Source organism: Mesorhizobium sp. M1328 (assembly GCF_040318075.1).
Lineage (GTDB): Bacteria > Pseudomonadota > Alphaproteobacteria > Rhizobiales > Rhizobiaceae > Mesorhizobium.
The window spans coordinates 1-26,635 of the sequence record NZ_JAMYLO010000012.1 but is presented as its reverse complement, the minus strand read 5'-3'; the positions used below and the strand labels follow the sequence as shown (position 1 = coordinate 26,635).

The 26,635-nt window shown below is 62.8% G+C and carries 22 protein-coding genes and 1 riboswitch; of the genes, 14 read left to right on the top strand and 8 right to left on the bottom strand.

Going from position 1 to position 26,635, the window contains the following annotated elements; translation table 11 throughout:
• Positions 1 to 46: 46 nt before the first annotated feature.
• The gene (locus tag NKH23_RS20525) at positions 47 to 1,531 is read right to left on the bottom strand and encodes a hypothetical protein (protein ID WP_353035273.1); all 1,485 of its coding nucleotides are present in this window, start codon (positions 1,529 to 1,531) and stop codon (positions 47 to 49) included.
• 98 nt (positions 1,532 to 1,629) lie between these two features.
• A complete protein-coding gene (locus NKH23_RS20520) occupies positions 1,630 to 2,205 on the bottom strand; it encodes a GNAT family N-acetyltransferase (RefSeq protein WP_353025452.1) in 576 nt (191 codons plus the stop codon).
• A gap of 68 nt (positions 2,206 to 2,273) precedes the next feature.
• Here NKH23_RS20520 and NKH23_RS20515 point away from each other — a divergent pair, with 68 nt between their 5' ends.
• Positions 2,274 to 3,602, top strand: coding sequence for a DNA polymerase IV (locus NKH23_RS20515; RefSeq protein ID WP_353025454.1), 1,329 nt, complete (start codon positions 2,274 to 2,276; stop codon positions 3,600 to 3,602).
• Between the two features lie 3 nt (positions 3,603 to 3,605).
• On the opposite strand, the gene NKH23_RS20510 is transcribed toward NKH23_RS20515, so the two are convergent.
• Positions 3,606 to 4,112, bottom strand: a complete 507-nt coding sequence (locus tag NKH23_RS20510; protein WP_353025456.1) for a hypothetical protein — start codon at positions 4,110 to 4,112, stop codon at positions 3,606 to 3,608.
• A gap of 173 nt (positions 4,113 to 4,285) precedes the next feature.
• Between NKH23_RS20510 and NKH23_RS20505 the strand changes: the two genes are divergently transcribed.
• Positions 4,286 to 5,167 (top strand): DMT family transporter, encoded by an 882-nt coding sequence (locus NKH23_RS20505; protein ID WP_353025457.1) that lies wholly within the window; start codon positions 4,286 to 4,288, stop codon positions 5,165 to 5,167.
• Between the two features lie 14 nt (positions 5,168 to 5,181).
• Here the strand turns inward: NKH23_RS20505 and dnaE are convergent, their stop codons facing one another.
• On the bottom strand, positions 5,182 to 8,709 hold the full coding sequence (gene dnaE, locus NKH23_RS20500) for a DNA polymerase III subunit alpha (protein ID WP_353025458.1): 3,528 nt from the start codon (positions 8,707 to 8,709) through the stop codon (positions 5,182 to 5,184).
• A gap of 118 nt (positions 8,710 to 8,827) precedes the next feature.
• Here dnaE and NKH23_RS20495 point away from each other — a divergent pair, with 118 nt between their 5' ends.
• Complete coding sequence (locus NKH23_RS20495; protein ID WP_353035271.1) at positions 8,828 to 9,373, top strand: SMI1/KNR4 family protein; 546 nt, start codon at positions 8,828 to 8,830, stop codon at positions 9,371 to 9,373.
• A gap of 426 nt (positions 9,374 to 9,799) precedes the next feature.
• Here the strand turns inward: NKH23_RS20495 and NKH23_RS20490 are convergent, their stop codons facing one another.
• Positions 9,800 to 11,812 carry an acetyl-CoA carboxylase biotin carboxylase subunit gene (locus NKH23_RS20490; protein WP_353025462.1) on the bottom strand — a complete coding sequence of 671 codons (2,013 nt, stop codon included), beginning with the start codon at positions 11,810 to 11,812 and terminating at the stop codon, positions 9,800 to 9,802.
• A 213-nt stretch (positions 11,813 to 12,025) separates the two neighbouring features.
• Between NKH23_RS20490 and NKH23_RS20485 the strand changes: the two genes are divergently transcribed.
• From NKH23_RS20485 to NKH23_RS20455, 7 genes are all read left to right on the top strand, one after another.
• The gene (locus tag NKH23_RS20485) at positions 12,026 to 13,153 is read left to right on the top strand and encodes an S-(hydroxymethyl)glutathione dehydrogenase/class III alcohol dehydrogenase (RefSeq protein WP_353035269.1); all 1,128 of its coding nucleotides are present in this window, start codon (positions 12,026 to 12,028) and stop codon (positions 13,151 to 13,153) included.
• Positions 13,150 to 13,422, top strand: a complete 273-nt coding sequence (locus tag NKH23_RS20480; RefSeq protein WP_352451332.1) for a hypothetical protein — start codon at positions 13,150 to 13,152, stop codon at positions 13,420 to 13,422. Before NKH23_RS20485 ends, NKH23_RS20480 begins: the two co-directional genes overlap by 4 nt.
• Before the next feature lie 20 nt (positions 13,423 to 13,442).
• Positions 13,443 to 14,012: an S-(hydroxymethyl)glutathione synthase gene (gene gfa, locus NKH23_RS20475; protein WP_353035267.1), complete on the top strand. Its 570-nt coding sequence runs from the start codon at positions 13,443 to 13,445 to the stop codon at positions 14,010 to 14,012.
• Positions 14,013 to 14,078: 66 nt separating this feature from the next.
• Positions 14,079 to 14,546 (top strand): YaiI/YqxD family protein, encoded by a 468-nt coding sequence (locus tag NKH23_RS20470; RefSeq protein WP_353027352.1) that lies wholly within the window; start codon positions 14,079 to 14,081, stop codon positions 14,544 to 14,546.
• 5 nt (positions 14,547 to 14,551) lie between these two features.
• Positions 14,552 to 15,232 carry a DUF1345 domain-containing protein gene (locus tag NKH23_RS20465; protein ID WP_353027351.1) on the top strand — a complete coding sequence of 227 codons (681 nt, stop codon included), beginning with the start codon at positions 14,552 to 14,554 and terminating at the stop codon, positions 15,230 to 15,232.
• Positions 15,233 to 15,333: 101 nt separating this feature from the next.
• The gene (locus tag NKH23_RS20460; protein ID WP_353027350.1) at positions 15,334 to 16,215 is read left to right on the top strand and encodes a cytochrome b/b6 domain-containing protein; all 882 of its coding nucleotides are present in this window, start codon (positions 15,334 to 15,336) and stop codon (positions 16,213 to 16,215) included.
• A gap of 1 nt (position 16,216) precedes the next feature.
• Positions 16,217 to 17,008 (top strand): molybdopterin-binding protein, encoded by a 792-nt coding sequence (locus NKH23_RS20455; protein ID WP_353027349.1) that lies wholly within the window; start codon positions 16,217 to 16,219, stop codon positions 17,006 to 17,008.
• A 34-nt stretch (positions 17,009 to 17,042) separates the two neighbouring features.
• Here NKH23_RS20455 and NKH23_RS20450 read toward each other — a convergent pair whose 3' ends face one another.
• Positions 17,043 to 18,044, bottom strand: a complete 1,002-nt coding sequence (locus NKH23_RS20450; protein ID WP_353035265.1) for a hypothetical protein — start codon at positions 18,042 to 18,044, stop codon at positions 17,043 to 17,045.
• 202 nt (positions 18,045 to 18,246) lie between these two features.
• Positions 18,247 to 18,333: riboswitch (glycine riboswitch) on the top strand.
• A 148-nt stretch (positions 18,334 to 18,481) separates the two neighbouring features.
• On the opposite strand from NKH23_RS20450, the gene gcvT reads away from it, so the two are divergent.
• Genes gcvT through gcvP form a run of 3 tightly spaced genes read left to right on the top strand, consistent with a single transcriptional unit; the run spans position 18,482 to position 22,780 of the window.
• Positions 18,482 to 19,579: a glycine cleavage system aminomethyltransferase GcvT gene (gene gcvT / locus NKH23_RS20445; RefSeq protein WP_352719241.1), complete on the top strand. Its 1,098-nt coding sequence runs from the start codon at positions 18,482 to 18,484 to the stop codon at positions 19,577 to 19,579.
• A gap of 5 nt (positions 19,580 to 19,584) precedes the next feature.
• Positions 19,585 to 19,953, top strand: a complete 369-nt coding sequence (gene gcvH / locus NKH23_RS20440; protein WP_352719240.1) for a glycine cleavage system protein GcvH — start codon at positions 19,585 to 19,587, stop codon at positions 19,951 to 19,953.
• A gap of 16 nt (positions 19,954 to 19,969) precedes the next feature.
• Positions 19,970 to 22,780, top strand: coding sequence for an aminomethyl-transferring glycine dehydrogenase (gene gcvP / locus NKH23_RS20435; protein ID WP_352719239.1), 2,811 nt, complete (start codon positions 19,970 to 19,972; stop codon positions 22,778 to 22,780).
• A gap of 71 nt (positions 22,781 to 22,851) precedes the next feature.
• On the opposite strand, the gene NKH23_RS20430 is transcribed toward gcvP, so the two are convergent.
• A complete protein-coding gene (locus NKH23_RS20430) occupies positions 22,852 to 24,021 on the bottom strand; it encodes a GGDEF domain-containing protein (RefSeq protein ID WP_353035263.1) in 1,170 nt (389 codons plus the stop codon).
• A 274-nt stretch (positions 24,022 to 24,295) separates the two neighbouring features.
• On the opposite strand from NKH23_RS20430, the gene parE reads away from it, so the two are divergent.
• Positions 24,296 to 26,347 carry a DNA topoisomerase IV subunit B gene (gene parE / locus NKH23_RS20425; protein ID WP_352719237.1) on the top strand — a complete coding sequence of 684 codons (2,052 nt, stop codon included), beginning with the start codon at positions 24,296 to 24,298 and terminating at the stop codon, positions 26,345 to 26,347.
• A 97-nt stretch (positions 26,348 to 26,444) separates the two neighbouring features.
• Here parE and NKH23_RS20420 read toward each other — a convergent pair.
• On the bottom strand, positions 26,445 to 26,635 hold a 191-nt coding region (locus NKH23_RS20420; protein WP_353035261.1), incomplete at its 5' end, for a hypothetical protein.

Genomic DNA, 26,635 nt, shown 5'->3' with positions numbered 1-26,635 from the left:
GATAGATCGAAGAACTTGCCGCCGACGACGGGCCAGTGCTGATACTTTATGGCGTTGCCTCTTCCCCACTGTCGTCCGTCCCAATGGGGTCGGCCGGCTTCAGCATGGCGCCGTTGACCATCACTGAACCGTCGGCCTTGGTGTTGATCACCCATTCAAGCCGGCCGTCCGGCAGCGTCTTGCCAAACCCTTTGATCGCCAGCGCGCCGGTGAAATACTGCGCGGCCTGCGGGTCCGTCTTCGCCGCCGTCTGCAAGGTCTCCACGACCTTATCGTAGCCGGTGATGTCGATTGTCACATCCGCACGCGGCTTCTTGCCCGGGAAGGTCATCTCGCCTTCCATCGCAATCTCGATGTTGCCGTTCTTGATCGTGCTGTGTCCGAGAATGGCCTTTGGCGTCTTGGCCAGGAAATCGGCGGAGATCTGGTTGCCGAAATCTGCCGGCAGCGGTGGATCCTTGCTGAAATCAAGGGTTTGGATGGTTTTCTTCGCCATGCTGTCCAGATCGATGTTGGCGCCGCCGAAGTTGAGGTCGATATCCGTCGGCAGCAACGCAACGCTCCAGCTGGGCAGCACCTGCTGCGGTATTGTCAGGCCGGAAACCTTGAACGCGTAGTTGATCTTGCCGTCCTTGGCGATGCCGTCCATGCCGATGGCGGTATTCAGTTGCGTCGCACCGAACTTGCCGACCGGACTCTCCACCACAAAGTCCTTGAAGCCGTAGGTGCCGTCGATCCGCTCCCACAATGGCAGTGCTGCCGTCAGAAGCGATTTGAACTCCGTCTCATCCGCCTTGAATTTGGCTGCATCGTCAGTTGCCACGATGAAAGCAAGCAGGTCGAGCAGCGGCTTTGTCCGCAAACCCTTGCCGGTCGCATCCACGGAAAGTTCAGGCGCTTTTACAGCAGCCGGAAAACTCAACCCACTTTTGGGATCGTTGACTTTGATCGTTTCGGCGAAGTTCGTTATTTTTTCCGTCACCGTGAAATCGATGCCGCCATTTGCGGATTTGGTCGAGACTATTACGGCAGTGCCAGGACCGACCGTGACATCCGCCTGCTGCTTGGGCTCTCGGGTGGTCATCGTCATGCCAGCCATCGAACCGGTTGCGCTCGCGAAAGCGGCCAGGTCGGGGTCATAAACTCCGGTGAACTTGTTGTCCGACACGGAGAAGTCGATGTGCTGCGCCCCCTCAGGGCCAACGAAATCGATAGACCCCTTCGGGGACACGTCCGCCGAAACGTCCCAGTGTCCATCTTTGCGTGGCTTGACCAAGATGAAGTAAGGCGTGACGTCGAACTTGAAGGCTTGCTGCTTTGCCATCAAATCCGTGACTGGCTTGAAGTCGAAAGCGAGCTTGTAGGCATCGCCGTCGACTGAAATTTTCACGAACCCGATATCGAACAGCTTCTTGCCGATGTAGTGCGCCAGATCGTCGGAAAGCTGCTTCGCGCCTTGCTTGTCGACCGCTTGGCCGAAGGCCGGTGCGCTGCAGGCAAGAAGTAAAACAATTGGCAAAACGCGCTTCATGTCGATCCTCACTTAATCGCGGCCCTCAAGCCGTTTCTATCACTGGTAGGCAAATACCATCACAGCCGCAAGAGAAGGCCTGTGTGCTGCTGCGGCTGTTACAGCACCAGCCGCACCAGCGGCCGGCCTGGCTTGCGTTCGACCAGCCGCTGGAAGCCGGCTTTTTCGAAGACCCGCGACGAGCCGACGAACAGCCCGATCGAGCGCGAATCCTTAGACAGGTCGATCGGGCAGGCCTCGATCAGCCGCGCGCCATTTTCCCGTGCGAACTCGATGCCGCCCGCGACCAGACGGTGCGACACGCCCCTACCCCGCGCCTTGGCCCGGATGAAGAAACAGGAGATCGCCCAGACACCCGGATCGGTCGCATCGGCTGGGTCGAGGGGAGCCGACCCCCTGCCCTTATTGTTCCACTCGGGCACGTCGGCGCGCGGGCCGATCTGCATCCAGCCGACCGCCTGACCACCCTCGAAGGCCAGCAGACCGGGTGGTGGCCCGGCCTCGATCCGCGCCTTGATATGGTCCTTGTTGCGCTCGCGGTTGCTCGCGCGGCGCGCTGCCGGCGACAGCCGGAAATGGGTGCACCAGCAGCCGTAGCAGGCGCCTTGCTTGCCGAAAAGATCTTCGAAATCCGCCCAAAGCTCGGGCACTAGCGGCGCTATGGTCGTATTCATGAGCTCTCTCCCGGCCCACCGCCTTGTCGTGGCGTCCGTCCTGACGTACCATTGCATTTGTTCTCTTTATGTTCGCAGCGATGGCGGCCCCTGTCAACAATCCCGAACACGGTTTTTGCCGCGACTGCCTGAGTTTTCAGCGCAGCGAGGCACGCCGTTGCGAGCGCTGCGGCAGTCCACGGCTCGCCCGCCATCCGGAGCTCTACCGGCTGCGCCTTGCCCATATCGATTGCGACGCATTCTACGCGGCGGTCGAAAAGCGCGACAACCCGGCGTTGAAGGACCGGCCATTGATCATCGGCGGCGGCAAGCGTGGCGTCGTATCCACCGCCTGCTACATCGCCCGCATCCATGGCGTGCGCTCGGCAATGCCGATGTTCAAGGCGCTCGAAGCCTGCCCGGAAGCGGTGGTCCTCCCGCCGGACATGGAAAAATACGTCCGCGTCGGCCGCGAGGTGCGCGCCATGATGCAGGCGCTGACGCCGCTGGTCGAGCCGCTCTCGATCGACGAGGCCTTTCTCGACCTCGCCGGCACCGAGCGCCTGCATGGCCTGCCGCCTGCGGTGGTGCTGGCGCGCTTCGCACTCAGCGTGGAAAAGGAGATCGGCATCACCGTTTCGGCGGGCCTTTCCTACTGCAAGTTCCTGGCCAAGGTGGCGTCGGACTTCCGCAAGCCGCGCGGCTTTTCGGTGATCGGCGAGGCGGAGGCGACCGGCTTCCTGGCTGAGCAGCCGGTGACGCTGATCTGGGGGGTCGGCAAGGCCTTTGCCGCCACGCTCGAGCGCGACGGCATCCGCACCATCGGCCAGCTGCAGCGCATGGAACGCGGCGACCTGATGCGCCGCTACGGCGTGATGGGCGACCGGCTCTACCGGCTTTCGCGCGGCGAGGACGACCGTCGCGTCGTTCCCGACCAGGACGCGAAAAGCGTCTCGGCGGAAACCACTTTCGACACCGACATCGCCTCCGTCGACGAATTGGTTTCGGTGCTGAGGGCGCTGTCGGAAAACGTCTCGGCCCGGCTGAAGAAATCCGGCATTGCCGGACGCACCGTCGTCCTCAAGCTGAAGACCCAGGATTTCAAAATCCGCACGCGCAATCGCCAGCTCGGCGATCCGACCCGGCTGGCCGACCGCATCTTTCAGACCGCGCTCGAGCTGCTGCGCAAGGAAGCGGATGGCACGAAATACCGGCTGCTCGGCATTGGCGTCAGCGATCTCTCCGACGATGACCGGGCGGACCCGCCCGATCTGGTCGACGTCCAGTCACGCAAGCGCGCCATGGCCGAAGGCGCCATCGACACGCTGCGCGGCAAGTTCGGCCGCAGGGCGGTGGAGACCGGCTATACCTTCGGCAAGGGCCGCGACGCCCATCCGCCCGAACCGGTCGAGGAGTGATAGTCAGGTGCGCCGCAGATCGATCCGGGTGGTCACCACACTCTTGCCGGTTTTCGGATCGGTATCGACGACGGTCAGCCGCATGCCGTCCTCGCCGTTCTTCTCGACCGTCATTTGCGCCGTGCGATCGCCATTGACCTCCTTGGCCCAACGGATGCCGAGATTGATCGCGTTGCCGGAGCGGCTGCCGCTCAATTGCGCCGGCCCGGTGCGCGATCCGACATAGGTGCCGCTGTATTTCGTCCCGCTGGACTTGAGATCCGCGCTGATGGCGCGCGTTACCACGATAAGACCGCGGCAACTGCCGTCGAGCGACAATGAGCTCGACGTCGCGTCGGAATTGAAATGACAGGAGACATTCACCGTCGGCGCATCGGTGGTGACCTTGACGATGCCTTTGCCGGCGAAATTCCCCTGGAACGAGCGAAGAAAATCCGGATCGTCGGCATGCGCTGCGCCAGCCCCGGCGGTCAGGCAGCCGGCAAGTACAAATCGTGCAAGTGATTTCATCGGACCGCTCCTCGTTGGTATCCAAAACACAGCACGCAAACACTGAAAGACCAACGCTTCCCACAGCGGCGGGTTCCGGCTTCAACATCACTGCATGCAACGCTTCACGGCTGGCCCAGCCGAATGCGTCGGCTAGCGGTTGCGATGAGCGCTCCGGCTTGCGACATAGCCGCATGGCACCCGCACCCTCGATCCCCAAGGCCGCGTTCTGGATGGCGCTGTCGATCGCCTCGTTCCTGGCGATGTCGGTGGCTGGCCGCGCCACGACGGCCGAACTCAACGTCTTCCAGGTGCTCGAGCTGCGCTCGGTGATCGGCTTTTTCATTCTGCTGCCGCTGGTCATGATGTCAGGCGGGTTTGCGGCGATGCGCACCGGGCGTCCGCTGGCCCATATCGCCCGCAACGTCGTCCACTATACCGGCCAGGCTGCCTGGCTCTACGCCCTGACGCTGATCCCGCTTGCCGTGCTGATCTCGATCGAATTCACGACGCCGATCTGGACCGCTTTGCTGGCGGTCGCTTTCCTCGGCGAAAGGCTCTCCCGGCCACGGCTCGCGGCGATCGTGCTCGGGCTGATCGGCGTTGTGATCATCGTGCGTCCGGGCGTCGGCGCGGTCAATCCGGGGCATGTTATCGTGCTGGGAGCCGCGGTCTGCTTCGGCATCTCGGTGGTCCTCGTCAAGTCGCTGACGCGGACGGACAGCGTCGTGCGCATCATCTTCTGGATGCTGATCATCCAGTCGCTGCTTGGCCTGGTCCCGGCGCTTTACGAATGGCGCAACCCGCCGCTCGAGCTCTGGCCGTGGATCCTGCTGATCGCCTTCACCGGCATGTCGTCGCATTTCTGCATGGCACGCGCACTTGTCTATGCCGATGCGACGGTCATCTCGCCAATGGACTTTTTGCGCGTGCCGTTGTCGGCGGTGATCGGATGGCTGCTCTATCACGAGCAGATCGACGCCTTCACCGCCGGTGGCGCCCTGCTGATCCTGCTCGGCAATCTGCTCAATCTGCAGCGGAGAGCACCGCAACCGGCGGAGATCGCCGCGTCATAAGCGTGCGCTAACTCTTAGACCAGCTCCACCTCGACCACGCCCGGCACAGCGCGTATAGCCGAGGCAATCTGCGGCGAGACGCGGTAGCGGTTGGGCAACTCGATCTCGACCTCGCCCTCGCCGCCTTCCTTGATAACGATGATGCTCACCTGACTGTCGCCACGCTGGCCAAGCTGCGATTGGATTGTCGATGCCGGTGCGTCATTCCTGACGAAGATTCGCAACGCCTTCTGGATGCGGCTTGCCTCGTCCTCCAGCGACTGCACGGTCTGGATGCGCAGATTGACGCCTTCCGGCCTGTCCTCGGCCGAAACGGTGATGACCACCGAGCGGCCGGGTTCGAGCAGGTCGCGGTATTGCGCCAGCCCCTCGGAAAACAGCACCGCTTCATACTGGCCTGAGGTGTCGGAAAATTGCACGACGCCCATCTTGTTGCCGGTGCGCGTCTTGCGCTCCTGCTTGGTGGTGACGGTACCGGCGAGCCGGCCGGCGGCAGCACCGCGTTTGACGGCGGCCGAAAACTCGCCCCAGGTCTGCACCCGCATTTTCTGCAGCGCCGCCTTGTATTCATCGAGCGGATGCGCCGAGAGATAGAAACCAACCACCTGGAATTCGCGGTGCAGGCGGTCGGCGGCGAGCCAGGGGTCGGTCGCCGGCAGGTTGAGCGCCTGCGACTGTGCGCCGAGCGAGGCGCCAAAGATGTCGTGCTGGCCAGTGACGGCATTCTGCTGCGCCAGCGACGCCAGCCCCATCATCCGCTCGACGCCGGCCATCATCGCCGCGCGGTCATGACCGAAGCAGTCGAGCGCGCCGGCCATGATCAGGCTTTCGAAGACGCGCTTGCCGACGATCTTCGGATCGACCCTTTCACAGAAATCGGCGAGGCTCTTGAACGGTTTTTCGCCGCGCGTGGCGACGATGTGCTCGACCGCCGCGTCACCGACGCCCTTGAGCGCGGCCAGCGAATAGAAGATGCGGTTCTCGCCGACCTCGAAATCCCGGAACGACGTCATCACCGACGGCGCCACCACCTCGATGCCGAGGCGTAGCGCATCCTGGCGGAAATCGGCGAGCTTGTCAGTATTGCCCATGTCGAGCGTCATCGATGCGGCCAGGAATTCGACCGGGTAATGCGCCTTCAGATAGGCCGTCTGGTAGGAGACGACGGCATAGGCGGCGGCATGCGATTTGTTGAAACCGTAGTCGGCAAACTTTGCCAGCAGGTCGAAGATGAAGTCGGCTTGCGGCTTGCCGACGCCGCGCTCGACCGCGCCCGAAACAAAGCGCTCGCGCTGCTTGTCCATCTCGGCGCGGATCTTCTTGCCCATGGCGCGGCGCAGCAGATCGGCTTCGCCCAGCGAATAGCCGGAGAGCTCCTGCGCGATCTGCATCACCTGTTCCTGATAGACGATGACGCCTTGCGTCTCCTTGACGAGATGGTCGATCTTCGGGTGGATCGACGCCATCTCCTCCTCGCCGTGCTTTCTGGCGTTGTAGGTCGGTATGTTCTCCATCGGCCCCGGCCGGTAGAGCGCGACCAGCGCGATAATGTCCTCGATACAGTCGGGCCGCATGCCGATCAGCGCCTTGCGCATGCCGGCACTTTCCACCTGGAACACGCCGACCACCTCGCCGCGCGACAGCATGGCGTAGGTTTCGGGGTCGTCGAGCGGAATGTGGGCAAGATCGATCTCGATGCCGCGGCGGCGGATCAGCTTGACGGCCCTGTCCAGCACCGTCAGCGTCTTCAGGCCAAGGAAGTCGAATTTCACCAGCCCGGCCTGCTCGACATATTTCATGTTGAACTGCGTGACCGGCATGTCCGAGCGCGGATCGCGGTACATCGGCACCAGCTCCGACAGCGGCCGGTCGCCGATGACGATGCCGGCGGCGTGCGTCGAGGCGTGGCGGTAGAGACCTTCCAGCTTCTGCGCCGTGTCGAGCAGCGTCTGCACGATCGGCTCGCGCTCCGCCTCTTCGGCAAAGCGCGGCTCGTTGGCGATGGCGTCGGCGAGCTTGACCGGATTGGCCGGGTTCGACGGCACCATCTTGCTCAGCTTGTCGACCTGGCCGTAAGGCATCTGCAGGACGCGGCCGACGTCGCGCAGCACCGCGCGCGCCTGCAGTGTCCCGAAGGTGATGATCTGGCCGACCTGGTCGCGGCCGTATTTCTGCTGGACGTAGCGGATGACCTCCTCGCGGCGGTCCTGGCAGAAGTCGATGTCGAAGTCGGGCATCGACACGCGGTCGGGATTGAGGAAGCGCTCGAACAGCAGCGAAAAGCGCAGCGGGTCGATGTCGGTGATAGTCGTGGCATAGGCGACCAGCGAGCCGGCGCCTGAACCGCGGCCCGGGCCGACCGGAATGCCTTGTGCCTTGGCCCATTTGATGAAGTCGGCGACGATCAGGAAATAGCCGGGATATTTCATCTTCTCGATGACCCCGAGCTCGAAATCCAGTCTCTCGCGATATTGCTCGACTGTATAGCCGGGCGTCGGCCCATGCGCCGCAAGCCGCGCCTCCAGCCCTTCATGCGCCTGCCTAGCAAGCTCCTGCGCCTCCGCCTTGACCGCAGCATCGGCGTCGGCGACATCGCGGCCGGCAAAGCGCGGCAGGATCGGATTGCGCGTCTTCGGGTAATACGAGCAGCGCAGCGCGATCTCGACGGTGTTGTCGATTGCTTCCGGCAGGTCGGCGAACAGCCTCGCCATATCGGCCTGGCTTCTCAGGAAGTGGTCGGGCGAAAGGCGGCGGCGATTGTCGGCCGCAACTACCGAGCCTTCGGCGATGGCGATCAGGGCGTCATGCGCCTCATAGTCTTCACGAGAGAAGAAAAACGCCTCGTTGGTGGCAACCAGCGGCAGATCGTGGCGGTAGGCGAGATCGACCGACGACTGCTCGATCGTGCGGTCGTAGCCGGAGACGCGCTCCAGCTCGACATAGAGACGGTCGCCGAACAGGCTCTTGAGCGCCAGGAGCCGGGTCTCGGCGAGTTCGCGGCGATCCTCTTTCAAGGCAGTGCCGATCGGACCGCGCGGCCCGCCCGTAAGGCAGATCAGACCGTCGGAATGGCCCTGCAGCATCTCGCTCGTCAGATGCACCGCTTCACCGGGCGGTGTCTCGAGGTAGACGCGGCTGACCAGCCTGACCAGATTGCTATAGCCGGCCTCGGTTGCGGCGATCAGGACGACGGACCGCATCTCCGGTCCTTGCCGCCTACGGTCGCGCTGGCTGTCGCTCGCCTCGCCGGAAAAGGCGAGGTCGATCTGGCAGCCGATGATCGGCTGGATGCCGTCCTTCACCGCCTTCTGGGCGAATTCCAGTGCGCCGAACAGATTGTTGGTGTCGGTGACGGCGATCGCCGGGCACTCGTCCTGCACTGCATGGCCGACGATCTTGCCGAGCTGCAAGGCACCTTCGAGCAGCGAATAGGCCGAATGCACGCGCAGATGAATGAACCGACGCGCCGCCGCCTCCGCCCGTGACGCCTTTGCATAGGCCTCGCGCAGCAAGGGATCGCGTGGAAGTCTCTCATCCGCCATGGTTTTTTCGCGCCGCCTCGCAAGGACTCAGTCGATGAAGATGTATTGTCCGGCAGCAGATAACACGAGTCCAGCGGTAGTGATTGGGCCGTGAATCCATAAACTGGGGTTCACCGAGATGGCTTGGGAAGCGGACGTTGCCATGCGTTCCCAAGCTGCTAAGCCTACTCCGTGTTGGAAGGTAGCGCGCATGTCACTTTCGCGATTCGTTGAGAAGTGGACTACATATCCCCCTGAGTCAGTCTCGGAGGAGGATTTGGGTGCTGCTGAGCGGCAGCTAGGCGTCCACTTTCCCGAAGACTATCGACAAGCAGTACTTGACGTCGGGTTGCCTCGGCCCACAATCGCGCTTTTACACGCGATCGTCGAGCGTAAACTGGATCTGCATGATCTTGCTAACTTCTATTCTCCGAAGGAGATAGTTGAGGAAACGCTTGGCTGGCGTGAGATCGGGATGCCTGATCGGCTTGTAGCTATCGCGAGCGATTCGTCCGGAAACAAGTTCTGCTTCAATGCAGACCAGCTTGGCGATGACAGCGCCGACATGCGGGCAATTTGGTTCTTCGATCACGACTTTGGAACCGTCGATGAGATTGCACCAAGTTTTTATGCCTGGATTGACGCCTTTTGCGACGTCGAGCCGTGGCACGAGGAGCCGAGCTAGGTCCACAGCACTCACCGCGCTAGTCGAAAAGAAGCCTGAAACACAAAACCCGCCTCAAAGGCGGGTCGTTGGAGCCAATTAGCCCCATACGCAAATTAGTAGCATAGCTGCCGGCACAAAGCAAGAACAAAATACGTTGTGAGGGCAAAAAAGCCAATTCCTGACGGCCTCGCCTTCTCCCTCCTCCATTGGGCGTGCCCAACCAATTGCAAGGTCGCGTTCCTTCGCGCCCCCTCTGTCCTGCCGGACATCTCCCCCCTCTAGTGGGGAGATTGGCTGTCATCTCGGCTTCGCCAATCTCGTAGGGTGCAGAAGGGGCACTGTCCCCGAAGCTGCCGATCTCCCCCCTGGAGGGGGAGATGTCCGGCAGGACAGAGGGGGGCACTGTCCCGCCAACCTTGGAAGAGTATCAAGGCGGTTTTAGCCTCACGCGAATTCCATGATCACCGCATCGACCGCAAGGCTGTCGCCGGGCTTGGCGTTGAGCTTCGAGACGATGAGGTCGCGCTCGGCGCGCAGCACGTTTTCCATCTTCATCGCTTCGACCACGGCAAGCGTCTCGCCGGCCTTGACCTCCTGCCCCTCGACAACGGCGATCGACACGACGAGGCCGGGCATTGGGCAGAGCAGCATCTTTGAGGTATCCGGCGCGATTTTTTCAGGCATCAGCCTTTCGAGCTCAGCGGTGCGCGGCAGCATGGCGCGACCTGTCACCGACATGCCTTTCCAGGCGATGCGGAACCCGTTCAGCACCGGCCTGACTTGCGCCGCGACCTTGCGGCCGCCGACCGTGCCGCGCCAGATGAGATCGCCCGGCCGCCAGTCGGAGGTCACCGTCAGTGGCTCGCCGCCGTCGATCGACAGGTCAAGCTCGATCGGAATGGAAATCATGCCTTCGACGATGGCCACCGAAAGATAATCCCGGCCGATCTTCACCACCCAATCGCGTTTCAAGGCACCCGAATGCGGCGCCAGCCGCCCGCCCAGCCGGTCGAGCCGGTCGCGGCGCAGCAGTTCCACCGCGGTGGCAATCGCGGCCAGCACCGCTTTCTCCTCGGCGTCTGGCACGATCGGCGCGAAGCCGTCGGGGTATTCCTCGGCGATGAACCCGGTCGATATCTGACCTTCCCGCCAGCGCGGATGCTGCATCAGCGCCGCCAGGAACGGTATGTTGTGCTCGATGCCGTCGACGACGAAACTGTCCAGCGCTTCCGACATCGCGTCTATCGCCGCCAGCCGTGTCGGCGCCCAGGTGCACAGCTTGGCGACCATCGGGTCGTAGAACATCGAGATTTCCGAGCCTTCGGTGACGCCGGTATCGTTGCGGATGACGATTTCGCCGAATTTTCCCTCTTCCGGCGGCCGGTATCTCGTCAGCCGGCCAATCGACGGCAGAAAATTGCGATACGGATCTTCGGCATAGAGGCGGCTTTCCACCGCCCAGCCGTTCAACTTGACGTCGCTCTGCTTGATGGCGAGCTTTTCGCCGGCTGCCACGCGGATCATCTGCTCGACCAGGTCGATGCCGGTGACGAGTTCCGTCACCGGATGCTCGACCTGCAAGCGCGTGTTCATTTCCAAGAAATAGAAGTTCTTGTCGCTGTCGACGATGAATTCGACCGTCCCGGCGCTCTGGTAGTCGACCGCCTTGGCCAGCGCCACCGACTGCTCGCCCATGGCTTTGCGGGTCTTGGCATCGAGGAATGGCGACGGCGCCTCCTCTACGACCTTCTGGTTGCGGCGCTGGATCGAGCATTCGCGCTCGCCGAGATAGAGCGTGTTGCCAAGCGCGTCGGCGAGCACCTGGATTTCGATATGGCGCGGATCGACGATGAACTTTTCGATGAAGACGCGGTCATCGCCGAACGAGCTTTTGGCTTCCGACCGCGCCCGGTCGAAGCCGTCGCGCACCTCTGCCTGGCTCCAGGCGATGCGCATGCCCTTGCCGCCGCCGCCGGCCGAGGCCTTGATCATCACGGGATAGCCGATTTCGCCGGCTATTCTTTCGGCATGGGCGGCGTTTTCGACGACGCCGAGCCAGCCGGGCACCGTCGACACCTTGGCCGCATTGGCGAACTTCTTCGATTCGATCTTGTCGCCCATCGCCTTGATGGCCTTGGGCTTCGGGCCGATGAAGACAATGCCTTCCTGCTCCAGCGCTTCGCAGAAGGATGCCCGCTCGGACAGGAAACCGTAGCCGGGATGCACGGCCTCTGCTCCTGTGGCCTTGCAGGCGGCGATGATCTTTTCCGGGACCAGATAACTTTGCGCAGCCGGCGAAGGCCCGATATGCACCGCCTCGTCGGCCATTTCGACATGCACAGCGTCGCGGTCGGCGTCGGAATAGACCGCGACGGTGGCGATGCCCATCTTGCGCGCCGTCTTGATCACGCGGCAGGCGATCTCGCCACGGTTGGCGACCAGGATCTTTGTGAACATGCAGGCCTCGTCCCTCGGCTGCCCTTCTTTTACGGGCTTCCCGTTTTATGGGCTTCAGGGGGCCGGTCAAGGCAAAGTCGGAGCCTATCCCGGATGCAAATCGGCGGGCGCTGACGAAAATCCGGGGTCGGAACGTCGCTTCGTGCATAGCGCAGAGCTGAATGGTAAGTTAAATCTAACCTGGATTGCAGACTGTCTTGGGAGGATTGCCTGATGAAAACGCGCGCCGCTGTCGCCGTCGCCGCCGGAAAGCCGCTGGAGATCATGGAGGTCGACCTCCAGGGCCCTCGCGATGGCGAGGTGCTGGTCGAGATCAAGGCAACCGGCATCTGCCACACCGACGAGTTCACGCTGTCGGGCGCCGACCCGGAAGGCCTGTTTCCGGCGATCCTCGGCCATGAGGGCGCCGGCATCGTCGTCGACGTCGGCAAGGGCGTCACCTCGGTCAAGAAGGGCGACCATGTCATCCCGCTCTACACGCCGGAATGCCGGCAGTGCCCGTCCTGCCTGTCGCGCAAGACCAACCTGTGCACCGCGATCCGCGCCACGCAGGGACAGGGCTTGATGCCCGACGGCACCTCGCGCTTCTCGATCGGCAAGGACAAGCTGTTCCACTATATGGGCTGCTCGACCTTCTCCAATTTCACCGTGCTGCCCGAGATCGCGGTGGCCAAGGTCAACCCGGACGCACCGTTCGACAAGATCTGCTACATCGGCTGCGGCGTCACCACCGGCATCGGTGCTGTGATCAACACGGCCAAGGTCGAGCAAGGCGCGACGGCCGTCGTCTTCGGCCTCGGCGGCATCGGCCTCAACGTCATCCAGGGATTGCGCCTGGCCGGCGCCGACATGATCATCGGCGTCGATCTGAACAACGACAAGAAGGAATGGGGCGAGAAATTCGGCATGACGCATTTCGTCAATCCGAAGGGGATCGACGGCGATATCGTGGCTCATCTCGTCAACATGACCAAGCGCGGCGCCGACCAGATCGGCGGCGCCGACTACACGTTCGACTGCACCGGCAACACCAAAGTCATGCGGCAGGCGCTTGAATCGTCCCACCGCGGCTGGGGCAAGTCGGTCATCATCGGCGTTGCCGGCGCCGGCCAGGAGATCTCGACGCGGCCGTTCCAGCTGGTCACCGGCCGCACCTGGATGGGCACCGCCTTCGGCGGCGCGCGCGGCCGCACCGACGTGCCGAAGATCGTCGACTGGTACATGGATGGCAAGATCGAGATCGATCCGATGATCACCCACACACTGAAGCTCGAGGACATCAACAAGGGTTTTGACCTGATGCATGAAGGCAAGTCGATCAGGAGCGTGGTAGTCTATTGAAGGAGGTACTGATCCGGGTTCGGATCCGATATCCGAATTTCAGCGAGTCGCTCAGTATGCAGAGCTGGCAATTCGGCGAACATCTTTGGGTAGCGCTTAGGAACAACAACCGCGTTCGCATCGACCTCGATGAGATCGACCGCGGCAGAGAAGAAATATCGTTTCTCGTGCGCGATACATATCTGAGCAAAGCGCTCAAGGTGGTTGAGCGCGTCAAGCAAGAACACCGTATGGAGAATGAAGCGGTAATCGAAACGGAACCAGCATAGAACCAAGGGAGGAAACAAAAATGCCGGAAAAACTGCATCCTAAAATCGACAATGGCCTGCCACGGGAAAAGCCCGACTTTGCCGGCGGCACGCTGGTCTGCGCCTGCACCAGCAACCCGGTCAAGGTGAAGGTCAAGGGCCAGATCGCCCATAACCATGCCTGCGGCTGCACCAAATGCTGGAAGCCGGAAGGCGCACTGTTCTCGGTCGTGGCGGTTGCCGCTACAAACGACGTGACGGTGACCGAAAACGGCGACAAGCTGAAGATCGTCGATCCGGGCGCGCTGATCCTGCGCCATGCCTGCACGGGCTGCGGCGTCCATATGCACGGCCCGGTCGAGCGCGACCACGCTTTCAAGGGGCTGTCCTTCATCCATCCGGAACGCTTCCAGGAAGACGGCTGGTCGCCGCCGGGCTTCACCGCCTTTGTTTCCTCGATCATCGAATCCGGTGTCGATCCGAGCCGCATGGACGGTATAAGGTCACAGCTGAAGTCGATCGGGCTCGAGCCCTACGATTGCCTCAATCCCGGCCTGATGGACTATATCGCCACCTGGACCGCGAAGAGATCCGGCGCGTTGCCGGCCTAGTAGCCGCTCGACTATCATCGATCGAGCCGGGCGACGCCGCCCGGCTCTTTCACATTTGGAACAACGATGCCCGCACCCGCTATTCTCGTCGATGCCGACGCCTGCCCGGTGAAGGCCGAGGTCGAAAAAGTCGCCGAGCGGCACGGCGTCGTCGTTACCTTCGTTTCCAATGGCGGCTTGCGTCCGTCGCGCGATCCGATGATCCGCAATGTCGTCGTCTCCAAGGGCGCCGACGCCGCCGACGACTGGATCGTCGAAAATGCCCGGTCCAACGACATTGTGGTGACCGCCGACATCCCGCTTGCCGCCCGTGCGGTGGCGCTTGGCGCCCATGTGCTCGGCCCGACGGGACGCCCATTTACGCCGGAAACGATCGGCATGGCGGTGGCGATGCGCGACCTCAAGCAGCACCTGCGCGAGACTGGCGAAAGCAAGGGCTACAATTCGAGCTTCGCGCCTCAGGACCGCTCGCGATTCCTTGGCGAACTTGACCGCATCTTGCGGCGAGCGCTGAAATCGGCCTCAGCGGACTGAGAACCATGACGACCGGCACCCCGACCAAGATGCCCATGCAACGCCACACGCCGTTCGCGCTGTCGGCCTGCATCGGCGTGGCAGCCTTCGGCGCGGCGCTGATCTGGCGCGCGCCGCTTGCCTATTCGATCGGCGCCAATGTGTTCTTTGCCGCCTATCTCTGTCTTGTCGTCGCCCACATGCCGCGGCTTACCGGCAGCTACCTGCGCAAGAATGCAGGCGACACGGACCTGCCGGTGCTGGCCATCTTCGCGGTCACCCTGGTTGTGGTCGCTGTTGCCATCATCTCGTTGTTTCAATTGATCAACAGGGAGAAGAGCGCGGATCCCGTCGAGCTTACGGTGGCGTTGTTGTCTATCCCGCTTGGCTGGTTGACCATCCATGCGATGGCGGCGCTTCACTACGCGCATCTCTATTGGTTGGACGGCGATGCGATGGATGGCGACACCAAAAAGAAAATTCCGGTCGGCGGCCTCGACTTCCCGGGCGGCAAACGGCCGGAAGGCTCGGATTTCCTCTATTTTGCGACAGTGATCGGCATGACGGCGCAAACCGCCGACACCAACATCACGACCTCGCAAATGCGCCGTGTCGTGCTTGTGCATTCGATCCTGTCGTTCTTCTTCAACACGGTCATCGTGGCAGCCGCGGTCAATCTCGCCGTCAGCCTCGGCAGTCGGCAATAAATCCGTGATCGGGTGAAACATCGCTTAGGCTGGCGACGTATTGGGAGGAGAAGAGATCTGACAGGCCATGCGGAACCGCTTGGCAGGGAGGCAAGGAAGATATGGAATCGGTTGCCAGAGGCGAAGCCAGCACCGGAGCAGATAGCGCTGCTTCGACGGATGCGACGCTGATCTATCGCCAGTCGCGCTGGACACGGCTGACGCATTGGCTGTGGGCGATCGCGCTGTTCTTCATGTTGCTTTCCGGCCTGCAGATCTTCAACGCCCGCCCGCAGCTCTACATCGGCAAGGAGTCGGGCTTTGGCTACAACAACACCATCTTCGCCATCGGCGCCGAGAACACCGCAAGCGGCCCGCGCGGCTACACCGAAATCTTCGGCAAGCGCTTCGATACCACCGGCGTACTAGGCTGGTCGGGTCCGGCCGGCCAGGAGACCTCCCGCGCCTTCCCGTCCTGGGCAACGATCCCTTCCTACTACGATCTCGGCACCGCGCGCGTCGTCCACTTCTTCTTTGCTTGGGTGCTGACCACCACGCTGCTGGTCTGGCTGGTCGCCAGCCTGATCAACGGCCATTTGCGGCGCGATCTTGCCCCGCGCCTCGACGATATCAGGCGGCTGCCGCGAGACATCGTCGAGCACGCCAGGTTCAGATTCCACCACAAGCGCGAATACAACACGTTGCAGAAGATGGCCTATGGCGGCGTGCTGTTCCTGCTGCTGCCGCTGATGATCATCACCGGCCTTGCCATGTCGCCGAGCATGAACTCGGTGCTGCCATTCCTGAACGACGTACTCGGCGGCCGGCAGACGGCGCGCACCATCCACTTCACGGTGATGCTGCTGCTCGTCGCCTTCTTCGTCATCCACATCCTGATGATCCTCGCCGCCGGCCCGATCAACGAGTTGCGCTCAATCATCACCGGCTGGTATCGAACCGACCCGCCGGCGCATGGCGACAATGCGCCAGAGAGGAGTGCCTGACATGGCGAAATTCGAGATCAGCCGCAGAAAATTCCTGACTTCGGCCAGCCTCGGCCTTTCCGGCATCATGCTGTCGGGCTGCGACGCCTTCGACAGCCAGCTTGGCGTCGGCGACGGCCTGCGCAGCTTCCTCGAAAGCGCCAATGGCCTGACCTGGCGGGCGCAGCGGCTGCTTGCCGGCCGCGATGCGCTGGCGCCGGAATTCACCGAGGCCGACATTCGCCAGCCGCAGCGGCCGAACGGTGTCACCGCACCGGACGACGACTATTACAAAGGCCTGCTCGCCAGCGATTTCGCCGACTGGCGGCTGGAGGTTTCAGGCCTCGTCGAAAAACCGCTGTCGCTGAGCCGCGAGCAGCTGATGAACATGCCGAGCCGCACGCAGATCACCCGCCACGACTGCGTCGAAGGCTGGAGCTGCATTGCCAAATGGACCGGCACGCCGCTGTCGCTGGTGCTCGACCAGGCAGTGGTCAAGCCGCAGGCCCGCTATGTCATGTTCCACTGCCTTGACACCATCGACCGCAGCCTTGCCGGCGATATCAAATATTACGGCTCGATCGACCTGATCGATGCTCGTCATCCGCAGACGATCCTTGCCTATGGCCTCAACGGCAAGCCATTGCCGGTCGAAAATGGCGCGCCGCTGCGCGTCCGCGTCGAGCGCCAGCTCGGCTACAAGATGCCGAAATACCTCTACAAGATCGAGCTGGTCGACGGCTTCGCCAATCTCGGCGGCGGCCGAGGCGGCTATTGGGAAGACAATGGCTACGACTGGTACGGCGGCATCTGACGCCGCATTGTACCAACGAGTCAGTGCCTTTTGTTCAAGCGACCCTGTCGATCAGCGGCTTGAGCGCAGGGTGTATTTCCGGCGAGGCGTGCTTGATCAGGGTCAGCAGCGCACGCTCGTTGTCCTGCAGCGGCCGGTCGCCGATGTGTTCAGCAAGCCATTTGGCCTCGCCGGCATCGACCGTCTCGGCGCGGCGGGCCAGAGCCTCGGCTGCCTTGTTCTTCGATTCCCATTCGGCCTCGACGTCGCCCGGTGAGCGATAGGCCTCCATAATGCCAGACAGGCCGCCCGACACCATACGGCTGAAGAAACCGCCGATCTCCGGATCGGCCTGCTCGAAGAAGGAATCCCGGCGCAGCGCCACATCGCGGATCGGCGCTTCGTAGCCGGCCGAGCACATGACGAAATTGGCGATCGCCTTGACGAACAGATCGTTCCAGGACGGATCGTTGTCGGCCGCCGCTGTCCGCTCGTTGATCTTGAACAGCACCTCGGCCTCGGCGCGGCTGATGGCGATGTTGCCATCGCCGCCATAGGCGTAAAGGATGCGGCGCAACAGCTCGACCTCGGCCTTGGCAATCGACCCGCGGATAAGTCTGCCGCCGCCGGTCATCAGCGGCCCCTGGCCGTCCACGACCGCATGAGCGACCTGCTCCAGCGCATAGCTGGAAAGCGTGCTCGGCGATGATTTGGCAGCTTCCAGCACGTGCACCAGCAACTCGAGTTCTGTCCGGCTATCGACCATGCCGTCGCGCGAAATCGTTCGGATCAGCCAGTCGGCATTCTCCTGCGAAACATAGCCGGCCGGCTGTTCCTGGTGGACGATGAAGTCGGTGACGGCCTCGACGAAAAACTCGAGCCATTCCGCGCATTTGTCCCGCGCCGTCGCGTCGAGTGCAAACAGCGCCTCGGCCTCGCCGCGCGTTACCACGCCGTCGCCGAACACTTCGCCGCGCAGCATGACCACGTCTTCAGCCGTGATCCGATTTTTCGAGGTCAGCACGGCCATCGGCGCGCTCATGATCAATTCGCCCATTTTCTTCCCCGCCCGCCGCAATCGCCGGTCCTTATCCGGTATATCGGCAAGGTCTTGAGAAACCGGCAAGCGGCGTGGTTAGCGAAGGCTTGCCTGGAAAGAAGGCCCGCAAAGAAGACTTGCCAGTAAAAATGTCGCTGGCAGGTGACAAGGTGTCGTCCACGGGCTATGGATGACGAGTCGAGGGCTCTTAACCGAGTCCTACCTGTTTGCGGGAGAGAGCAGCGAGAGCTGCCGCCGAAGGGGAAATCGCCCGAAATCTCTCAGGCAAAAGAACCGTAGACGGGAAAGACACTCTGGAAAGTCGGGGCTTGCCCCCGCGCCGAAGGTGTAAGCGCTGCCGACAGAGTTACGGGGCGCGAGTCTCTCAGGCTTCAGACAGAGGGGCACGGACTGGTCGCCATTCGCGACCGCTTGCGTGCGACTCTGGAGATGACATGACGGGCGACACCAAACACCTTCCCCTCGAAGATCTGCACATGGCAGCCGGTGCGCGCTTCGGCGCCTTCGCCGGCTGGTCGATGCCGCTGACCTACCCGGCCGGCGTGATGAAGGAGCACCTTCACAGCCGCGAGCATGCCGGCCTGTTCGACATCTCGCACATGAAGCTGTTCGAAATCAGCGGCCCGGGCGCAGCAGCGCTTCTGAACCGCGCCTGCCCGTTCGATGCCGGCGCGCTTGAGATTTCCCAGTCCAAATACACGTTCTTCCTCAATGAGGCGGCCGGGATACTCGACGATCTGATCGTCACCAGGCTCGGCGCCGAGCGCTTCATGATGGTCGCCAATGCCGGCAATGCCGCCGCCGACGAAAAACATCTGCGCGCACTGGCCGGGGATTTCGACGTGAAGGTGGACGCACTCGACCGCGTCTTCCTGGCCATCCAAGGCCCCGAGGCGTGGGCCGCCCTCTCCCGCGCCGGCATCGAGACCGGTTCGCTGGTGTTCATGCACGGCATCGAGCCGCGCGAAAAATGGTTCATGAGCCGGTCTGGCTATACCGGTGAAGACGGCTTCGAGATCGGCCTGCCGGAAGCGGATGCGCGAAACCTCGTCACCAGGCTGCTCGAGGACGAGCGGGTGATGTGGATCGGCCTTGCCGCCCGCGACAGCCTGCGGCTCGAAGCCGGACTGTGCCTGCACGGGCTGGACATCACGCCGGAGATCGATCCGGCCAGCGCCGGGCTGATGTGGGCCATCCCCAAGGAGGTTCGCGCCTCCGGCGCGTTCGTCGGCGCCGATGCGCTGCGCGCCATCCTGGAGCGCGGCCCGGCGCAAAAACGCGTCGGCCTGAAGCCGGAAGGCCGCCAGCCGGTGCGCGCCGGTGCTGCCCTTTTCGATGCCGACGGCGACCCTGCCGGCCATGTCACCTCCGGCGGCTTCGGCCCCTCGGCCGGTCATCCGGTCGCCATGGGCTACGTCCAGACGCCGCTTGCCAAATCCGGCGCAAAACTGTTCGCCGATGTCCGCGGGACGAAAATCCCGGTCGACATCCACCCTCTGCCCTTCACGCCCCATCGCTACCGCAAAGGATGATTTCAATGGCAAAGACCTATTTCACCGAAGATCACGAATGGCTGCGCGTCGAGAGCGGCATCGCCACCGTCGGCATCACCGACTACGCACAGCAGCAGCTCGGCGATCTCGTCTTCGTCGAGCTGCCGGAATTGGGCAGAAAACTGGCCAAGGGCGACACCGCCGTGGTGGTCGAATCGGTCAAGGCGGCATCGGACGTCTACGCGCCGGTCGACGGCGAGATCACCGAGGCCAACACCTCGCTGTCATCGGATCCTTCGCTCGTCAATTCGGCGGCAACCGGCGACGGCTGGCTGTGGAAGATGAAGCTGGCCAATGAAAACCAGCTCGATGGGCTCCTCGATGAAGCCGCTTACAAAGCCCATATTGGTTGATAGCAGGACCAGGAAGATGACCGCAGCACCCTACCCCTTCTCGGCTCGCCATATCGGCCCGGGCCTCCATGATGTCAGAGCCATGCTGGCGACGATCGGCGTTCCTTCGGTCGAGACCCTGATCAGCCAGGCAGTGCCGAAGTCGATCCGGCTCGACCGGCCGCTGGCCCTGCCCGCCCCCGCAAGCGAAGCGGAAGCGCTGACCGAGCTCGCGGCGACGATGGCAAAGAACACGGTGCTGAAGAGCTTCATCGGTGCCGGCTATCATGGCGTCCATGTGCCGCCGGTGATCCAGCGCAACCTGTTCGAGAACCCGGCCTGGTATACGGCTTACACGCCGTACCAAGCCGAGATCAGCCAGGGCCGGCTGGAAATGCTGTTCAACTTCCAGACGCTGGTGACAGAACTGACTGGCCTGCCGGTGGCATCGGCCTCGCTGCTCGACGAAGCGACGGCGGTGGCCGAAGCTGTCGGCATTGCGCTGCGCCATCATCGCGACAAGCGCACCAAGGTGGCACTGGCCGGCACGCCGCACCCCCAGACGCTGGACGTCGTGCGCACCCGCGCCGAGCCGCTCGGCATCGAGGTGGACGGCGAGGTGATCGACGACAATACCGCCGCTCTGCTGGTCTCCTGGCCCGATACATTCGGCGTCTATGGCGACCACAAGGCAGCGATCGACAAGGCCCGCGCGGCCGGCGCGTTGGTCGTCTTCATTGCCGACCCGCTTGGCCTGACGCTGACCGAGGCGCCGGCCAGGCTTGGCGCCGACATCGCCGTTGGCCCGATGCAGCGTTTTGGCGTGCCGATGGGCTTTGGCGGGCCGCACGCCGCCTATTGCGCCGTGTCCGACAGGTTGACGCGGCTGATGCCCGGCCGGCTCGTTGGCCAGTCGACGGACAGCAAGGGCCGTCCCGGATATCGCCTGGCTTTGCAGACACGCGAACAGCATATCCGCCGCGACAAGGCGACCTCCAATATCTGCACCGCACAGGCGCTGCTCGCCAACATGGCGACGGCCTATGCGATCTGGCATGGCCCTGCCGGGCTGCAAGCGATTGCCGGCCGCGTCCACACACTGGCCAACCGCCTGGCTGCCTGCCTCCAGGCAGCAGGCGTTTCGGTGCTCGGCGAAAGCCGCTTCGACACGGTGACCGTGGAAGTGAAGGGCAGAGCCGGCGCGATTGCCGCCGCCGCAGAAAAGACCGGCCGGCTGCTGCGCGTCATCGACGCCGACCATGTCGGCATCAGCTTCGACGAGACCTCCACCGAAGCCGATCTGGAGGCAATCGCAGCACTTTTCGGTGCCAAGGCCGGCGTTGCCGCCGGCAGTTCCATGCCAGGAAAACCGCGCGGCAAGGAGTTCCTCACTCAGCCCGTCTTCCGCGAAAACCACTCGGAAACCGACATGATGCGCTTCCTGCGCCGGCTGGCCGACAAGGACCTGGCGCTTGACCGCGCCATGATCCCACTCGGCTCCTGCACCATGAAGCTCAACGCCGCCGCCGAAATGATGCCGGTGAGTTGGCCTGATGTCGCCAACCTGCATCCCTTCGCGCCGGCAAACCATTCGATAGGCTATCGCGCCATGATCGACGAGCTGGAAGGCTGGCTGGCGGAGATCACCGGCTTCGACGCGGTGACCCTGCAGCCCAATGCCGGCAGCCAGGGCGAATATGCCGGGCTGCTCGCCATTCGCGGCTATCATCTGTCGCGCGGCGAAGGCCATCGCACCGTCTGCCTGATCCCGTCCTCGGCGCATGGCACCAATCCGGCAAGCGCGGCCATGGCCGGCATGAGCGTCGTCGTCGTGCGCTGCACCGAAGACGGCAATATCGACATGGACGACCTGCAGGCCAAGGCGGCCGAGCATGCGCAAGACCTCGCGGCGCTGATGTTCACCTATCCTTCGACGCACGGCGTCTTCGAGGAAGGCGCGCGCGACCTCTGCGCCCTTGTCCACAGCCATGGCGGCCAGGTCTATTTCGACGGCGCCAATCTCAACGCGCTGGTCGGCCTCGCCCGTCCCGGCGATATCGGCGCCGACGTCTGCCACATGAACCTGCACAAGACTTTCTGCATCCCTCATGGCGGCGGCGGCCCCGGCGTCGGCCCGATCGGCGTCAAGGCGCATCTGGAGCCATATCTGCCCGGCCACGTCACCGAAGGCTCGGCCCATGCCGTGGCGGCGGCACCGTTCGGCAGTGCCTCGATCCTGCCGATCACCTGGATGTATATCCGCATGATGGGCGCTTCCGGCCTGAAGCAGGCGACCGAGACGGCGATCATCTCCGCCAACTATGTGGCGACGCGGCTTGGCGAGCATTTCCCCCTGCTTTACAAGGGGCGCAACGGACGCGTTGCGCATGAATGCATCCTCGACACCCGCGTGCTCAAGGACAGCGCCGGCATCAGCGTCGACGATATCGCCAAGCGGCTGATCGACTATGGCTTTCACGCGCCGACCATGTCGTTCCCGGTGGCCGGCACACTGATGGTCGAGCCGACCGAATCCGAGCCCAAGCGCGAGCTGGATCGTTTCTGCGAGGCCATGATCGCCATAGCCGGCGAGGCAGCCAAGGTGGCGAAGGGCGAATGGCCCTTGGCCGACAATCCGCTGGTCAATGCGCCACACACCGCCGCCGAGGCATTGGCCGGCCAGTGGACCCATCCCTATTCGCGTCTGGAGGCGGCCTACCCCGCCGGGGATGCCGATACGGCGGCAAAATACTGGCCGCCGGTGTCACGCATCAACAACGTCGCCGGCGACCGCAACCTGGTCTGCTCCTGCCCGCCGCTGTCGGAATATCTGGGTGCGGCGGAATAGACCATGATCCCGAAAAGTGGAATCCGGTTTTCGGACAAGATCATGGTCTAACAAGAAGATAGAAGCTTCAATCAGGCAGAACGCAAGGCCGGCCCGTCGGACTTGCTCGCCCGGTCCCGGGCGACGACGCGATTTCGCCCGGCGCGCTTTGCCGCATAGAGTGCTGCGTCGGCTTCGGCCAGCACATCGTCGAGACCGGTGCCGCTTGTTCCGCCAAAGCCGATGCCGCCACTGACTGTGCTTCGCAACGGACCAAGCTGGGTGGCCACGACTTCCGTGCCGAAGGCGACGCTGATCTTGCTCGCAACATCATAGGCCTTCTCTTCCGTCATCCGCGACATGACGAGGACGAATTCCTCGCCGCCCAGTCGGAAGGCGTCGACGCCGGTTCTGGCGTATTTCCTGATGACCCCTGCGAAGCGGCGCAGGACCTGGTCGCCGACCGGGTGACCGAATACGTCGTTCGTCCTCTTGAAATGGTCGAGATCGAACATGGCGACGGACGTGAACGGACCGAAGACCCGCTCGCCGTAGAGTGCCGTCAACGCCCGCCGATTCATCAGCCCGGTCAATGGATCGGTCATCGTCTCGGCCTTAAGTTCGATCTGCGCCTGCAAATGGTGCAGGGAGAGCGTCAATGCGCCGAGCCCGGTCATGCAGGCGACGGCCACGACGGAATTCACCCGCTCGGCCCAATTGTCCGGTGCTACACCGAGCACCCATTGGCCCTTGACCAGCAGGACCGCGCCGCAAAGTCCGAACGACAGCGCACAGACGCCGCTCAGGAACGAGACGCCCAGCAATATCCGGCGATCGTGACCACCCTCAATCCAGAACATCGCCCCGATGAGCGAGAGCAGCGCCGTTACCGTCGCGTAGGTGACAATAAAGCCGACACCATCAAACCCGAGATACGTCGCGCCCGCGCAAACAGCCATCGCAACCAAGGTCGGCAAGATGGCTCGCCTGTAGTCGCCTATGCTGAGATATTGCATGGCCGACAGGCAGATAATCAGGAAGCCGAGGCTGAGAAGCACAAGCACGATCTGGCAAAGCCAGGCGCTTGGATCCCTGGTGTAATGCCAGAACAACACTACATGTGCGACGAGCACGAGAATGCCGCACGCCACCGTCAGCACAAAGCGTGCCTGTGGCGCGGTGAACCAGATCGCAAACATGGTGATGCTAAGGCACGTGCCCGACAGCGCCGCCGCGAGCAGGAGCGAACTGTAATCCAACATGCTTAAGCGACAGCCTCATGAGGGTTCCGCTGCATTCTAGATCAGCGACAGTCCGCAAATACCGTTTTTTCAGCCAATCTTCCGGCGTAACCTTCGGACAGGGTTTACAAAACGTCGATGCTCCAGGCTTCGACCCCATTTCCGCCGCTTGGTTGTCGAATGGTTTTGCAGTAAGAGGCTCTATCCTCGAACGTAACAGGAACCTCCGTCGCCTGCCCGCGAAAAGCGTGGCAGTATCGGGTGGTGATTCGCAGCATCGGAATCCAGAACCAGCATGGACGACAACAACGATCTTTTTGCCAATTTGGGCAAGCAGCCGCAACCGGCTCGCGCCGCCGCGCGCCCAGCCGACCCGCTGGTGCAGGCGGCGAAGCGGCCGGCGGCCCGTGACGCCAGCGAGAGCTACAGTGCCGCCGACATCGAGGTGCTGGAGGGCCTGGAGCCGGTGCGCCGCCGCCCGGGCATGTACATTGGCGGCACCGACGACAAGGCGATGCACCATCTGTTTGCCGAGGTCATCGACAATTCGATGGACGAGGCGGTCGCCGGCCATGCGACCTTCATCGATGTCGAGCTTTCCGCCGATGGGTACCTGTCCGTTACCGACAATGGCCGCGGCATCCCGGTCGATCCGCACCCGAAATTCAAGAAGCCGGCGCTCGAACTCATCATGACGACGCTGCATTCAGGCGGCAAGTTCGACAGCAAGGTTTACGAGACGTCCGGCGGCCTGCACGGTGTCGGCGTTTCCGTCGTCAACGCGCTGTCCGACCATCTCGAGGTCGAGGTCGCGCTGGGAAGGAAACTTTATCGGCAAAAGTTCTCGCGCGGCATTCCTGTGACCGGCCTGGAGCAGCTCGGCGAGGTGCACAACCGGCGCGGCACGAAGATCCGCTTCCATCCAGACGAGCAGATTTTCGGCAAGGGCGCGGCTTTTGAGCCGGCGCGGCTCTACCGCATGGCGCGGTCAAAGGCGTATCTGTTCGGCGGTGTCGAAATCCGCTGGACCTGCGATCCCTCGCTGATCAAGGAAAAGGACACGACGCCGGCCAAGGCAGAATTCCATTTTCCGGGCGGCCTCAAGGACTATTTGAAAGCCTCGCTCGGCGACGAATTCCAGGTGACCCGTGAAATGTTCGCCGGCAAGAGCGAGAAGCAGGGCGGCCACGGTTCGCTCGAATGGGCGGTGACCTGGTTCGGCGGCGACGGTTTTATCAATTCCTATTGCAACACCATCCCGACCGCGGAGGGCGGCACGCATGAGGCCGGGTTCCGCAACGTTCTGACGCGCGGCTTGCGTGCCTATGCCGATTTGGTCGGCAACAAGCGCGCCTCGATCGTCACTTCCGAGGATGTGATGATCTCGGCGGCGGGCATGCTGTCGGTGTTCATCCGCGAACCGGAATTCGTCGGCCAGACCAAGGACAGGCTGGCGACGATCGAGGCGATCCGCATCGTCGAAAGCGCCATCCGCGACCCGTTCGACCACTGGCTGGCCGACAATCCGCAGGAAGCTTCGAAACTGCTCGAATGGGTGATCGCGCGTGCCGACGAGCGGGTGCGCCGCCGCCAGGAAAAGGAAGTGTCGCGCAAGAGTGCTGTGCGCAAGCTGCGCCTGCCCGGCAAGCTCGCCGACTGCACGCAGAATGCCGCCGCCGGTGCCGAACTTTTCATCGTCGAGGGCGATTCGGCCGGTGGCTCGGCGAAGCAGGCGCGCGACCGCGCCAGCCAGGCGGTGCTGCCGCTGCGCGGCAAGATCCTCAATGTCGCCAGCGCCGGCAGCGACAAACTTGCCGGCAACCAGCAGATATCCGACCTCATCCAGGCCCTGGGCTGCGGCACGCGCTCGAGATATCGCGACGAGGACCTGCGTTACGACCGGGTCATCATCATGACCGATGCCGACGTCGACGGCGCCCATATCGCCTCGCTGCTGATCACCTTTTTCTACCAGGAGATGCCAAGCCTGATCCGCGGCGGCCATCTCTATCTGGCGGTGCCGCCGCTTTATTCGATCCGGCAAGGCGGCAAGGTCGCCTATGCCCGCAACGACGCGCACAAGGACGAACTCCTGCGCACCGAATTCACCGGGCGCGGCAAGGTCGAAATCGGCCGCTTCAAAGGGCTGGGCGAAATGATGGCTGCCCAGCTCAAGGAAACCACCATGGACCCGAGAAAGCGCACGCTGCTGCGGGTCGATGTGATCGACGCCGAGGCGGCGACCAAGGATGCTGTCGACGCACTGATGGGCACCAAGCCCGAGGCCCGCTTCCGCTTCATCCAGGAACGCGCGGAATTCGCCGAGACGGAAGTGCTGGATATCTGAGCGTCTTCTGCCAGGCGAGGTGGCGAGCCGCGGACGGCGGCTGTCACTGTTCGCAAGACTTTCCGGATTTTTCGCGCAAGATGAGGTCTGGAACGGTTCAGCGTTTCACGGAAACGCCGAACCGCTCTATCTTTTTGTTTTGACGCAATTCCGGATGGAAAACCGTTTCACACTTTTCCTGGAATTGCTTTAGAGCGGTTCCCCCTTTGACGGAATCAAAGGGGATTCCAGATTTATCTGTTTTGTGATTCAAGATGCTGGCTGGAGTGGAGGCCAGCATCGGATGAC